This window comes from Sphingorhabdus sp. 109 (assembly GCF_902506555.1).
Taxonomy (GTDB): domain Bacteria; phylum Pseudomonadota; class Alphaproteobacteria; order Sphingomonadales; family Sphingomonadaceae; genus Parasphingorhabdus.
This window is the reverse complement of record NZ_LR732707.1, coordinates 1505277-1518003: the sequence shown is the minus strand read 5'-3', so window position 1 is coordinate 1518003 and position 12727 is coordinate 1505277. Positions and strand designations below refer to the sequence as shown.

Genomic DNA, 12727 nt, shown 5'->3' with positions numbered 1-12727 from the left:
AAGGGCCGCCTGAGCGCTAGAAGATCCCGAACAGGATGACCGCCATGATCGTCCCGATTACCGGTATCACCACGGTCAGCGCGCCCACCGCGCCATAGGCATCCTTATGGGTTTCCCCGCAAACCGCGCGGATCGTGGTCACGACATAGCCATTATGCGGCAGGCTATCGAGCGCGCCGGAGGAGATGGCGACGACGCGGTGCAGCTCGTCGGGCTGCGCGCCGACATCGATATAATGGGGCGCGATCAGGGGCAGGGCGATCGACTGGCCACCCGATGCCGAACCGGTGAGTCCGGCGATCACGGTAACGGCAATGGCCGCGCCGATCAGCGGGCTGCCCGGAATATTCTGAACCAGAATGAGCGCTTCCTGAAAGGCTGGTGATAGCTTGGCAACGGAGCCAAATCCTACCACGGCGCAAGTATTGGTGATCGCCACCACCGCGCTGGTCGCGCCGCGCGAAAAGGCTTCCGGCATCGATCCGAGCTTCTGGTAGCCAACGGTCAGCGCGACCACCGCGCCGGATCCCAAAGCCGCCACCAGCGCCCATTTGTCCAGCGATTGTTGCGGCAGGATCGCCGAGAGCGGCCCCATATCCTGCGGATATTGGAAGATCAGAAAGATCGCCAGCACCGCGACCAGCGGCAGGATGCAGAGCAGGGGCGCAGGCAGATTGCTATAGTCGCTGTTCTGGTCATCCGTTTCGCGGCCGACAAAATGCTCGCCCTTGGCGACGGCGCGCTTGACCATATGGTTGAGCCAATATTGCCCGGTAACCGCCATGAACAGCGCGATCACCAGGCTGACCTGCCAGCCGGCATAAGCGGTGGTACCGAGATATTCCATCGGGATCAGATTCTGGATTTCCGGGCTGCCAGCGCTGGTCATGGTAAAGGTCACCGATCCAAAGGCCAGCGCCGCCGGGATGAAGCGCCGCGGCAGATCCGCCTCGCGAAACAGATGCACCGCCAGCGAATAGACGCTGAACGAGACGATGAACACGCTGACCCCGCCATAGGTAAGGATCGCGCAGGCCGCGACCACGGCAAGCACCGCATGTTTGATCCCGATCTTCTCGATCACCCAGTGGGCGACGCTGGCGGCCGCGCCGCTGGCCCCCATGATCTCGCCGAATATCGCGCCGAGCAGGAACATGAAGAACCAGCTTTTAAAGAAGCCGACGAAGCCGTCCATATAGGCCGTCGCGAAATCAGGAGCGCCCGCTGCGGCCAGCGGTGGCAGCCAGGCGATGCCGCTGGTGAGCGCGACAAGTGCGGCGGCAACCGGCCCGGCGATGAGGATATTCACTCCCCGCACCGTCATCCAGATGAGCAGCGCCAGTCCGCCGATTAGACCGATTGTCGATAGCATGAACATCCCCCCGAAACTTGAGCGCTGCCTAATGGCAGAGGCCAGGCCCGGCGCGCAACTGCTAAAACCACCATCTTTAGTGGACGGGCGCCGCCCTTATCAGATCAATTGCGCCCGGTTCTCGTCGCGGTGTTTCTTCAGATATTTCATAAACGGCGTGCCACCGGTGCCGACCTCGGGATCATTGCCTTTGCCGTTTGACGCCTGCTTGTTGATATAGCTTGCGGCATATTCCAGATGCCGCGTGCGGAACCGCGCAACCTGCTCGACGCTGGCGTTGAAAGCCTTTCTGAGCGCCGCATCGCCGCTGGCAGTAGCAAATTCCCGCAACCGGCTCTGTACGCGCAGATCCTCGATAAAGCGCCGGTGCTGGACCGGCCGATAGGCGTGCAGTTCGTCGAGAAAACTGCGCAGCGGGTCATTGCCGTGTTGCACCTGGAACAAGGCGTCCATGCTCGGGACGATCGAGCTTTGTGACCCGGTCTGGCCGCGAAACGACTGGCCCTTGCCCTGATATTTATCGACGCCTTCGTAGATCAGGCCGTCGGGCAGCGCGGGATTATTGGCCCAGCCGTGGATATAGGGCCGCACCCGCTGATAATAGATATAGGGATCGCAGCGGTCCGGCATCCGGTCGAAGATCGCGTTTACTGCGTCCCAGTGGCTGTCCATTCCCTCAAGAAATGCCGTCGTTCTGGCAGTGTCCTTCGCACGGGCGGCTTCGACCAGATCGCAGGCAAGGCCGAGAAGCGGGCCGGCCGCTGCCTCGATTGCTACATGGATCAGGACGAACCAGTTCTCATCCGCTCCGCCGAAGAAATTCTGCACCATATAGACATTGTCGAGTGCAATCGGACCGTTGCGGTCCAGCCGCGCCCAATTGTCGAGCACATAGCCGCTATAGGGCAGTAACGGCGCCTGATCGAGCCGGTCGGCCAGCGCCACCATCGGTCGGGCGAGATTGGCGGGCAGGGCGGTCGGCGGCTCGCTCTCGCCCCACACGTAGGCCTGCACGAGGAAAGAATAACGGACCATCGCCACCCGGACCTGTTCTTCGGGGGCATTTGCGGCCCAGTCGGAAAGATCGAGCGCTGGCAATTGCTTCAGCCAGTGTCGCACCCGGCCGGTGGTCATCAGGCCCGGGAGATTTTCCGCCGCCGTCGCGATCGGGGCAAATATATCGGGAAGGTCGATATCGACAATTTCGAAATGCGAGAGAAATCCGCGGGAAGCGGACATATCATAATCGGACAATTTCATAAGGTCACCATTGGCGCAAGCGCGGGTTGGGCCGCTTGCTCAACGGGCATATGGTATCAAATGAAATCAACAGGGGCAAATGTATTCAAGCGGGCCGGTCTGAAGCAGTCGGTCGCGCCCTGAATGCGTTCTGCCTTGCAAAGTTCGCCTGTTCAGGAACCATAGCGGGTTCCGGGTGTTGAATGGCTACCCGAACAAATCGCGAGGAGAATGAAGATGATCATCTGGGCTAGACAATTGGCGATCGCCACGACGGCGGCATTCGGCCTGACGGCCTGCGCGCAAAATTATGCGGCAGAAGGCGCCGGAGCGGGCGCGGCGGCAGGCGCTGCCATCGGCGCGCTTACCGGCGGCGATGTGCTGGAAGGTGCCGCTATCGGTGCAGCAGCGGGCGCAGCGGGTGGCTATTTTATCGACAAGAACGACGGCTGCGACGGCTATGACCGCAACGGACGGCTCGATGACGACTGTTACGGAACCCGCGGCTATCCCCGCGATCCGCGATAATATCGCGACTATATAGACCGAGGCGCGGTTTCACTGGCTTGATACCGCGCCTTGGTCTAACGCGCGCCTATGAGCGGCGTGTCTCCCGATCTGCGAGAGCAATATCCCTGGCGGCATGAACTGCGCGCCACGCTGGCGCTTGCCTGGCCACTGATTCTTTCCAATCTGACAATGGCTCTGATCGGGGCGACCGACGTGCTGATGCTCGGCTGGCTGGGGGCACCCCAACTTGCCGGAGCCACGCTCGGTTACAATCTGGCGATGACAGCGGCGATATTCTGCATGGGGTTGATCACGGCCTCTGCGCCGATGATGGCGACGCAAATCGGCCGGATGCAGCACAGCGTCCGCGATGTCCGGCGCACGTTCCGTCAGGCCATGTGGATGGCGGTGGCGGTTCTCGTGCCGTTCTGGATCCTGCTCTGGAACACCGAGTCCATATTGCTGCTGTTCGGCCAGCAGCCCGATCTGGCGGTCATAGCCGGCACCTATATCAGCGCCTATATGTGGTCGATCCTGCCCTTTCTTTTCTTCCTCATATTGCGCAATTTTATTTCGGCGCTGGAACAGCCGGTCTGGGCGCTGGTCATCAGCGTCATCGGCGTGCTGTCCAATGCATTGTTCAATTATGCACTGATTTTCGGCAAATTCGGTGTGCCGGCCTTCGGTGTTATTGGTGCGGGCATCGGCAGTGTTATCACCAATGTCCTGATGTTCGGCGGCATGGTGCTGGTGGTATTGTTGCACAAACGCTTCCGCCGCTACCATCTGTTCGGCCGGTTCTGGCGCAGCGACTGGCCACGCTTCCGGGCGATGTGGAAACTGGGGCTGCCGATCGCCATCACTATGGGGCTGGAAGGCTCGGTCTTTGGCGTCGCGGCCCTGCTGATGGGACTGATCAGCGCAGAATCGGTGGCGGCCCACGCCATTGCGCTGCAACTCGCCTCGCTGACCTTCATGGTACCGATGGGGCTGGCACAAGCCGCAACGGTCCGCGTCGGCATTCAATATGGCCGGAACAATCGTGAAGGGATCAAGCGTGCTGGCTGGGTCAGCTTCACCCTCGGCACGGCCTTCATGGCAGCGATGGCGCTGGTCTTCGTTCTGGCTCCCGACCTGCTGATCTCTATGTTCATTGACGCGAGCGCGCCGGGCAACGCCGAAGTCGCCGCGCTCGCGGTCAGCTTCCTTGCGATTGCCGCGATTTTCCAGATCGTCGACGGCGCGCAAGTCGTCGGCGCGGGTATGTTGCGCGGCCTGCATGATACCACTGTACCGATGCTGTTCGCGCTGATGGGGTATTGGTTCATCGGCATGGGCCTGGGTGCCGGCCTGGCCTTCTGGCAGGGCTGGGAGGGCGTTGGCATCTGGACCGGGCTGGCCGGCGGGCTGGGCGTGGTTTCGGTGCTGATGCTGGCACGCTGGATGATGCGCGAAAGACTCGGTCTTCTGCCATAGGCGAGGGTGCCTGAACGGCTCCGAACTTGGCCAAGTCGCAATGGCTGGCCTGTCTCTTCTGCATATCAGGACTATTGCGTATGTCCCTCATTTTTCCGTCCCTTTAATGGCCTCGGTCAGAAACCATACAGGGATTGAAAGACATGAAAAACAGACTGAATCTGGTCGCAACAGCCGCAGCTCTGGCCGTAGGCATCAGTGGACCGGCCGTGGCCGGTTCGACCGACGGAAAAATCCAGGTCAAGGCTATGGCCACGCTGGTTGCGCCCGATGGCAAGATCACCTCGGTTGAACTGGACAATATCGGATTGCCCGCCGGCACCCAGACCGAGGCTGATGACAATTTCGTTCCGACGATCGCTGCCGAATATTTCTTCACTCCCAATTTCTCGCTCGAAACCATCTGCTGCGTCACCCAGCATGATGTGACCGGCACCGGGCCGCTGGACGGCGCGGGGCTGGTGTCGAACGCCAATATAATCCCGGCAACCCTGACCGCGAAATATCATTTCGGCGACGGTAGCGGGTTCAAGCCCTATGTCGGTGCCGGCCCGACCTATTTCATCTTCATCGACGAAAAGGCGGGAAGCACGGCCCAGGCGCTGGGCGCGACACGGCAGAAGATGAACGACAAGGTCGGTTTTGCTCTGCAGGCCGGTTTTGACCTGCCGCTGAACGACAAGGGGCTGGGGCTGAGCGTCGATGCGAAACGCTATTTCGTCAATACGACGGCCCGCTGGTATGCTGGCGATACGGAAGTGTTGCGGACCCGCCACCGGATTGATCCCTGGGTGGTCAGCGCCGGGTTCGCCTACCGTTTCTGAAGCGGGGGCAGGCTGATTGCCACAGAATGGCCGGGAAGGGTGCTTTCCGGCCATTTTTATGTTTTCCAATCATCCGAAAAAGGGCAATAGCTCCTGAAAATCGGCGGTATGATAGTCATTTTTCAGTATCGCTCCATTTTGCAGCAGAAAATGGTGGCTGACGATTTCCGCTTGCTGTTCGATGCCATAGTCGGCGAAAGGCTTGCCCGGCTCCAGTGCATATTCATAGCGGCAGAAGGGATGGCGCGCGAGCGGCAGGAATATACCCTGCTGGTGCTGCCAGACATGCACCATCTCGTGGATGAACAGGGCCTGGATATTTCGCGACGATCCGCAGAAATCATCGCAGAACAGGTCGCTTTCCGGATGAAACCAGAGATTCCCGTCCGGTGCCATGGTGACACTGCGAGGCTGGAACAACCACCATTTGCGATTGAATATCCGCACCCTGTCATAGTCAATGACCTGCCCGAACACGGACCGGCACAGCTGGACTTCGGATGGGGTCAGCGGACGGCCTGCCACCCGGACGTTCTATTCGTCGGCAACCGGCGCGGGTTCGCCGACTTTCCGGACCACGGCATCAATCTCGATCCGTTCGTCATTCGAATAGATCAGGGTCATGGTCAGCAATCCGCGTTTCTTCGAACCTTCGCCAACGCCCCAGATCATCAGATGCTTCCCGCCGGGTTCCAGCTTGACCGTTTCGCCGGCCGGGACCGGAATAGATTTGAGCTTGGCCATGCTCATCATGCCGTCTTCCTCGGTCGTTTCGTGCATCTCCATGCGCAATACATCGTCGGAGGTTACGCCGACCAGTTCGACATCGACACGGCCGCCATGCAAATCCATGTAGCCGGAGGAGGGATTGTCTTCCACGGGGGACAGGTTAACCACGGCATTGTCTGCGTGAAGAAAGTCTCCCTGGCCGCATGAAGCGAGCAGCAAGGAGGCGGATGCGGTGAGCATGATAGAGAGCTTGTTCATAGTGACACCTCGTTAAACCACTGTATTTCTGTCCCGATAGGGGTGTTTTGCGTTGATTTTTTAAATGTAGAATGTCTCACGTCTTGTGCCAAGGAAAATGCCACCTATATCGCTTCACGAAGCCGTACGCGGTGCCACTTGAACAGGGCCGGGCGGCAATTTTGCTAATGTTAGAAAATTGATCGAGGGATTTATGGGTAAAGTTATCGGAATTGATCTGGGCACCACCAACAGCTGTGTTGCCGTTATGGACGGCGGCAAGCCGAAGGTTATCGAAAATTCGGAAGGCGCGCGGACCACACCGTCCGTCGTTGCATTCACCAAGGATGGCGAGCGCCTGATTGGCCAGCCGGCAAAGCGTCAGGCTGTCACCAATCCGGAAAGCACGATCTTTGCGGTGAAGCGCCTGATCGGTCGCCGGTTCGATGATCCGATGACGAAAAAAGACATGGAGCTGGTCCCTTATGAAATCGTCAAGGGGTCCAACGGCGATGCGTGGGTCAAGGCTGGCGGTGACGATTACAGCCCGTCCCAGATTTCTGCCTATACGCTGCAGAAGATGAAAGAGACCGCCGAAGGCTATCTCGGTGAAACGGTGACCCAGGCGGTTATTACCGTTCCGGCCTATTTCAACGACGCCCAGCGTCAGGCGACCAAGGATGCCGGCAAGATCGCTGGCCTTGAAGTGCTGCGTATCATCAACGAGCCGACTGCGGCGGCGCTGGCTTACGGCCTCGACAAGAATGACGGCAAGACCATTGCGGTTTATGACTTGGGCGGCGGTACGTTCGATATTTCGATCCTCGAAATCGGCGACGGCGTGTTCGAAGTGAAATCGACCAACGGTGACACGTTCCTCGGCGGTGAAGATTTTGACGCCAAGCTGGTCGAGTTTCTCGCCGCTGACTTCAAGAAAGCCGAAAGCATCGACCTCACGAAGGACAAGCTCGCGCTGCAGCGCCTCAAGGAAGCGGCCGAAAAAGCGAAGATCGAGCTTTCCAGCGCGCAGACGACCGAAGTCAACCTGCCGTTCATCACCGCGGACCAGAACGGACCGAAGCATCTCGTCAAGTCGATCAGCCGCTCCGATCTCGAAAAGCTGGTTGGCGATCTGGTCAAACGCACGCTCGACCCTTGTAAGAAGGCTCTGAAAGATGCCGGCGTCGAAGCCAGCGAGATCGACGATGTCGTCATGGTCGGCGGGATGACCCGCATGCCGCTGGTGCGCGAAACCGTGCAGAAATTCTTCGGCAAGGAACCGCATGTCGGGGTGAACCCGGATGAGGTTGTCGCCATGGGCGCTGCCATTCAGGCCGGTGTTCTGCAGGGGGACGTCAAAGACGTCCTGCTGCTCGACGTGACGCCTCTGTCGCTGGGTATCGAAACCCTCGGCGGTGTATTTACCCGCATGATCGACCGCAACACGACGATCCCGACGAAAAAGTCGCAGGTTTACTCGACCGCTGATGCCAATCAGCAGGCCGTGACGATCCGCGTGTTCCAGGGCGAGCGTGAAATGGCGGCGGACAACAAGATGCTCGGCCAGTTTGACCTGGTCGGCATTCCGCCAGCACCGCGCGGTGTGCCGCAGATCGACGTGACTTTCGACATCGATGCCAACGGCATCGTCAACGTGTCTGCGAAAGACAAGGGCACGGGCAAGGAACAGCAGATCAAGATCCAGGCTTCCGGTGGTCTGAGCGATAGCGATATCGACCAGATGGTTCAGGATGCCGAGAAATTTGCGGAAGAAGACAAGAAACGGCGGGCCGAGGCGGAAGCCAAGAATAATGCCGAAAGCCTGGTCCACACCACCGAGAAGCAGCTCGAAGAGCATGGCGACAAGATCGACGCTGATCTGAAGGGCCAGATCGAGGCGGCGCTCGAGGAAACCAAGGAAGCCATTGAATCTGGCGATCCCGACGCGATGACGGCCAAGTCCGAAGCGCTGGCGCAGGTTTCCATGCAAATGGGTCAGAAAATCTATGAAGCCGAGCAGGCTGCCGGCGGCGACGCCGGTGATGCTGCCGCCGCCGATGCGGCGGCCAAGGCCGACGATGATGTGGTCGATGCCGAATTCTCGGAAGTCGACGACTCTGACGACGACAAGAAAGATGACGCCAAGGCGGCTGAGTAAAGACCGGGACGTCGTTCCCGTGCAAGATGGAACCGCCGGATCCAGGTCCGGCGGTTTCGGCTTGCCGGGGGGCGACAGTCCTTCCGCTTTGGGGGAAGCATGAGTATGGCATCCGAAATCGATTATTATCAGCAACTGAACGTTTCGCGCGACTGTGACGGTGCGACGCTCAAATCATCCTATCGCAAACTGGCGATGCAATGGCATCCCGACAAGAATCCCGGCGACGCGGAAGCGGAAGCCAAGTTCAAGTCGATCAGCGAAGCTTATGATGTACTGAAAGACCCGCAAAAACGGGCGGCCTATGACCGCTACGGGCATGAGGCCTTTACCAACGGCGGCGGCAATAATGCCGGCGGCGGTGGCGGTTTCGGCGGCGCAGCCTTCAACGATATCGGTGACATTTTCGAAACGATTTTCGGCGGTGGTGCCGGTGGCGGTTTTGGCGGCCAGCAACAGCAGCGGGGCCCGGCGCGTGGTGCTGATCTCCGCTATGATATGGAAATCACCCTCGAAGACGCTTTTCACGGCAAACATACCGAAATAGAAATTGATGTCTCGGTCGGTTGCGACGCCTGCGACGGTTCCGGAGCGGAACCGGGTACCGGTGTCCGGCAATGCCCGACCTGTCACGGCCACGGCAAGGTTCGCGCCCAACAAGGCTTTTTCGTCGTTGAACGGACCTGCGCCAGTTGCCAGGGCCGCGGCGAGGTGATCGAGAGCCCGTGCCATGTCTGTCACGGCGAGGGCAGGGTGGACAAGCCGCAGACGCTCGAAGTGGATATTCCCGCCGGCGTTGATACCGGCACACGGATCCGGTTGTCCGGCAAGGGGGAAGCCGGAGCACGGGGTGCGCCTCCCGGTGATCTCTATATTTTCATTCATCTGATCCGGCACGATATCTTCGAACGGGAAGGCACAACCCTGTTCACCCGCGCGCCGATCAGTTTCACTCTGGCCGCGCTGGGCGGAGAGATAACCATTCCGGGTCTTGATGGTGAAAAGCATGAGATCCGGATTCCCGCCGGGATCCAGAGCGGCAAACAGCTGCGTCAGCGCGGTGCCGGCATGCCGGTTCTGCAAGGGCGCGGCAGCGGCGATATGGTGGTCCAGATTGACGTTGAAACGCCGACCCGACTGTCCAAGCAACAACGGCAGATATTGCGCGATTTCCAGGCAACCGAAACCGGGGATGAAACGCCGAATTCAACCGGATTTTTCGGGAAATTGAAAGATGCCTGGGAAGATCTGACCGAATAATTGTCTTTTATCCTGTCTAACCGGCCGGTTGGGCTTCTGGTTGCCGTATCGGGGCAATTGGTGGTGCCGCCGGCCTAGACGTTCGGCATCGAAGTCAGGATTTTGCGGACCTGCTGCACGATGATGCCTGCATTTTCGAATCCGCTCCGGGTAAGCGACAATTTGTCGCGCGCCAGATCGAAACAATCGTCTTCCGCCAGATCATAGGCGCAGACAATATCGTCATTCTCGAGCGCGGTCAGATAACGCAAGACCGAAGATTGATCGATTTCGAGATGATTGGCGATCTCGGCAGAGTCGATCGGCAGTTCGTTGATCTCGTGGCTGTACAGGAGCAATATGATATCCCAGAACTTGTTGGTAAAATATTGTTCGTTGAACAGCTCGCTGCGCTTCTTTCTTGCCGCTGCCATCGCGGCAATATCCACTTTGACATTGCTACAATTTGTCGGAAAAATCCGTTCGATTTCAGAAAGCATGGTTTCGATTCTTTTTCGCTTAATATTCCAGTTAAGCAGGTTCCTACAGGCTGATTGCTCGTGGCGCACGTCACGTTCCCGCGTGACAGGCGCTATAGGCACCGGAATTCAGGCGTTTCGCACCTCCGGCGAGATCTCTCGCCAAATGGCTTTTTTGTCCTATGAAAACCTGGATGCTCAATTATAGCATGTCATGTTGCGATGTTTTTACGGGGGCTGCTGATCGGATCCACGATGCGTGAAAACTCTCGCTGCCAGAAACGTGTGGTTCGCCTATGGTTTATAATTACAGCCCTCTCCAAGAAGGCTTTTCGGTTTCGTCGCAACTGAACGAATTATCGCATCAGTTGATGGCCAAAGGCGTGAAATCCTTGTCCTACCACATCACCCCGCCATTTTATTCACAGGTGTCAAAACGGACTTCGGTCTATCATTTCGGATATCCGGAGGAAATTGTCAGGACCTATCTGGATCCGGCGTTCATGGAAACGGATCCTGTCCCCGACCATGTCATGGCAATCGGTCATGCCATGACCTGGCAACAGGTCGTCGCGGACCAGAAGCTCAATGAAAAGCAGTTGGGATTTCTCAAAAGAGCCAAGGAACTGGGCTTCAAGGATGGTATTGCTGCACCGCTGTTCGGGCCGAATAGCAGAAATTCCTATTTCTCGATGAATTTCGAAAGGGATATGACAGCAGATGACGAAGCCATTATCGCTCCCCTAGTCGGGATCGCGCAATCCTGCCACAGAAGGATTTGCGCGATTATCAACCGCAGCAGCGAGGAAGAGCCGCCGCTCTCCGAACGGGAAAGCCAGGTTCTATACTGGATATCACGCGGCAAATCGAATGCGGACATGGCGATCATTCTGGATATTTCACAGGCGACGGTGGATTCCTACATCCGGCGGCTGTTCAAGAAACTGCAGGTCAATGATCGCATATCGGCAGTGATTGTCGGGCTGAGCAACTCCCTCATTAAATTGATGTAACGGCCGGTTGCGACCGACACCGCCGCAGGCGGTCTTTTTGCCTGTGGTAAAGTCCGGATTTCGCGGGGGTAATAAGCGGGTCAGGAAGGGACCAGCCATCCTGACCCGCTGAATTGACGTGCACGAGCCGGCATCTTTACCGCTCGGGATTGACCTGGGTGGGAAATGGGCCAATCGATCGGGAGACAGTCTGCTCAATCATCAATCTGGACTAGAAACGGCAGGAGCCGCGGACGATTAACCCGTCATGCCAAATTAATTGGCCGGAACGGCCGGCCGGGGCCGGGGAGCAGGATTCAGGCGGACCTTTCCCGTCCAGCAAAAGCCTTGGCCGCTTCGACCCTGTTCAGGAAATCGCGGAACATCAGCCATTTGTCGTTCGCGCTGGTGAAACCGAGGCTGGCGCGGAGCAGGCCATAGCTGTCCTGCCATGCCGAATCGATATTGAAGACGGTGAAGTAGATCGTGCTCTGCCAGTGATATTCGGCCCCAAACCCTGATAGCAGAGCGTTCGGCCCGCAGGCCCAGGAAAATGACTATCGCGTTGAGCCATATTTTGATGTCCTACAGCTCGCCATTCATGATAGGGTCCTACCATGTTCGATATAGTATCTGTGCTGTTTTTGTCGCGCCTTGCCAGTCGCTTGGCGGGCATATTTGATTGTTATGACGAAATCGGGTTTCTTTTCTTTAACACTGTAAAGTTCGTAAAGTTCACCGGGCGGCCGAATCATAATATGATTGGTGCCCGCGGATATTTTCCGGTGAGACTTCCGCAATGATTATTTGGTCGCGCCGCCGGAGCCTCTATTGATGTTGCCATCGCTGCTCATAATCGACGATTTTATCGCGGATCCTCTGGCGGCGCGTAAAGCGGCGCTGGGATTGAATTATGACCCACAGAACAAGCACGGCAATTATCCGGGGCATATTTCGACCAGACCACTCGACATTCAGGGACTGGACGAACGGATATCCGGGATCATCAACGCGCCGGTCAAGGCCGCTCCCGATACCAGCCATCTGCACTGCCGGGTGACGCTGAAGGGCGACAAGGGCCGCAGCGGTGTGCATATCGACCCGGCTTTCTACTCCGGCATTCTCTATTTGTCGCTGCCCGAACATTGCAAGGGCGGCACCGAGTTTTTCCGCCACAAGCGAACCGGCCTCGAACGGGTGCCGACGGATATGCCGGGCATTGCCAAAGCGGGCTATTCCGACATCAATGCGCTGATTGAGGATGTGGTGAATAAGGACACCAACCATCCGGCCAAATGGACGAAAGTGATGACCGTTCCGATGCGCTTCAACCGGCTGATCCTCTTCAGCCCGTGGATGTTTCACAATAGCGGCATGGCCTTTGGCAAGACACCGGAAGATGGTCGGCTGGTCAATCTGATGTTCTTTGCCAAGGGATAGTGCTGGCTGCCAATCGATGTTAGAACGACAGG

Annotated in this window: 12 protein-coding genes; 7 read left to right on the top strand and 5 right to left on the bottom strand. The window is 58.0% G+C overall.

The annotated features are described in order from the left end of the window. Window positions 1-16 precede the first annotated feature (16 nt). Window positions 17-1372 (bottom strand): GntP family permease, encoded by a 1356-nt coding sequence (locus BOSE62_RS07215; RefSeq protein WP_159643732.1) that lies wholly within the window; start codon window positions 1370-1372, stop codon window positions 17-19. Between the two features lie 99 nt (window positions 1373-1471). Next, the gene (locus BOSE62_RS07210; RefSeq protein WP_159643730.1) at window positions 1472-2632 is read right to left on the bottom strand and encodes an indoleamine 2,3-dioxygenase; all 1161 of its coding nucleotides are present in this window, start codon (window positions 2630-2632) and stop codon (window positions 1472-1474) included. Window positions 2633-2848: 216 nt separating this feature from the next. On the opposite strand from BOSE62_RS07210, the gene BOSE62_RS07205 reads away from it, so the two are divergent. From BOSE62_RS07205 to BOSE62_RS07195, 3 genes are all read left to right on the top strand, one after another. After that, a complete protein-coding gene (locus BOSE62_RS07205; protein ID WP_201295640.1) occupies window positions 2849-3139 on the top strand; it encodes a glycine zipper domain-containing protein in 291 nt (96 codons plus the stop codon). A 69-nt stretch (window positions 3140-3208) separates the two neighbouring features. Beyond that, complete coding sequence (locus tag BOSE62_RS07200) at window positions 3209-4597, top strand: MATE family efflux transporter (protein ID WP_159643726.1); 1389 nt, start codon at window positions 3209-3211, stop codon at window positions 4595-4597. 143 nt (window positions 4598-4740) lie between these two features. Beyond that, on the top strand, window positions 4741-5421 hold the full coding sequence (locus BOSE62_RS07195) for an OmpW/AlkL family protein (protein ID WP_159643724.1): 681 nt from the start codon (window positions 4741-4743) through the stop codon (window positions 5419-5421). A gap of 69 nt (window positions 5422-5490) precedes the next feature. Here BOSE62_RS07195 and BOSE62_RS07190 read toward each other — a convergent pair whose 3' ends face one another. Beyond that, entirely contained in the window at window positions 5491-5946 is a 456-nt protein-coding gene (locus BOSE62_RS07190; protein WP_159643722.1) for a vgr related protein, read from the bottom strand. Window positions 5947-5955: 9 nt separating this feature from the next. Then, window positions 5956-6408, bottom strand: coding sequence for a copper chaperone PCu(A)C (locus BOSE62_RS07185; protein ID WP_159643720.1), 453 nt, complete (start codon window positions 6406-6408; stop codon window positions 5956-5958). A 193-nt stretch (window positions 6409-6601) separates the two neighbouring features. On the opposite strand from BOSE62_RS07185, the gene dnaK reads away from it, so the two are divergent. Continuing rightward, entirely contained in the window at window positions 6602-8545 is a 1944-nt protein-coding gene (dnaK, locus tag BOSE62_RS07180) for a molecular chaperone DnaK (RefSeq protein WP_159643718.1), read from the top strand. Between the two features lie 105 nt (window positions 8546-8650). Further along, window positions 8651-9805: a molecular chaperone DnaJ gene (dnaJ, locus tag BOSE62_RS07175; RefSeq protein WP_159647937.1), complete on the top strand. Its 1155-nt coding sequence runs from the start codon at window positions 8651-8653 to the stop codon at window positions 9803-9805. A gap of 74 nt (window positions 9806-9879) precedes the next feature. Here the strand turns inward: dnaJ and BOSE62_RS07170 are convergent, their stop codons facing one another. Then, the gene (locus BOSE62_RS07170) at window positions 9880-10284 is read right to left on the bottom strand and encodes a hypothetical protein (protein WP_159643716.1); all 405 of its coding nucleotides are present in this window, start codon (window positions 10282-10284) and stop codon (window positions 9880-9882) included. A gap of 275 nt (window positions 10285-10559) precedes the next feature. On the opposite strand from BOSE62_RS07170, the gene BOSE62_RS07165 reads away from it, so the two are divergent. Then, a complete protein-coding gene (locus BOSE62_RS07165; RefSeq protein ID WP_268893897.1) occupies window positions 10560-11276 on the top strand; it encodes a helix-turn-helix transcriptional regulator in 717 nt (238 codons plus the stop codon). 813 nt (window positions 11277-12089) lie between these two features. Further along, window positions 12090-12695 (top strand): DUF6445 family protein, encoded by a 606-nt coding sequence (locus BOSE62_RS07160; protein ID WP_159643712.1) that lies wholly within the window; start codon window positions 12090-12092, stop codon window positions 12693-12695. Window positions 12696-12727: the final 32 nt, after the last annotated feature.

Excerpts from the sequence above, each read along its gene's own strand:
- BOSE62_RS07210 (WP_159643730.1), bottom strand. The coding sequence starts at position 2,632 with ATGAAATTGTCCGATTATGATATGTCCGCTTCCCGCGGATTTCTCTCG.
- BOSE62_RS07195 (WP_159643724.1), top strand. The coding sequence starts at position 4,741 with ATGAAAAACAGACTGAATCTGGTCGCAACAGCCGCAGCTCTGGCCGTA.
- BOSE62_RS07165 (WP_268893897.1), top strand. The coding sequence starts at position 10,560 with ATGGTTTATAATTACAGCCCTCTCCAAGAAGGCTTTTCGGTTTCGTCG.
- BOSE62_RS07170 (WP_159643716.1), bottom strand. The coding sequence starts at position 10,284 with ATGCTTTCTGAAATCGAACGGATTTTTCCGACAAATTGTAGCAATGTC.
- BOSE62_RS07205 (WP_201295640.1), top strand. The coding sequence starts at position 2,849 with ATGATCATCTGGGCTAGACAATTGGCGATCGCCACGACGGCGGCATTC.
- BOSE62_RS07160 (WP_159643712.1), top strand. The coding sequence starts at position 12,090 with ATGTTGCCATCGCTGCTCATAATCGACGATTTTATCGCGGATCCTCTG.
- dnaJ (WP_159647937.1), top strand. The coding sequence starts at position 8,651 with ATGGCATCCGAAATCGATTATTATCAGCAACTGAACGTTTCGCGCGAC.
- BOSE62_RS07200 (WP_159643726.1), top strand. The coding sequence starts at position 3,209 with ATGAGCGGCGTGTCTCCCGATCTGCGAGAGCAATATCCCTGGCGGCAT.
- BOSE62_RS07185 (WP_159643720.1), bottom strand. The coding sequence starts at position 6,408 with ATGAACAAGCTCTCTATCATGCTCACCGCATCCGCCTCCTTGCTGCTC.
- dnaK (WP_159643718.1), top strand. The coding sequence starts at position 6,602 with ATGGGTAAAGTTATCGGAATTGATCTGGGCACCACCAACAGCTGTGTT.
- BOSE62_RS07215 (WP_159643732.1), bottom strand. The coding sequence starts at position 1,372 with ATGCTATCGACAATCGGTCTAATCGGCGGACTGGCGCTGCTCATCTGG.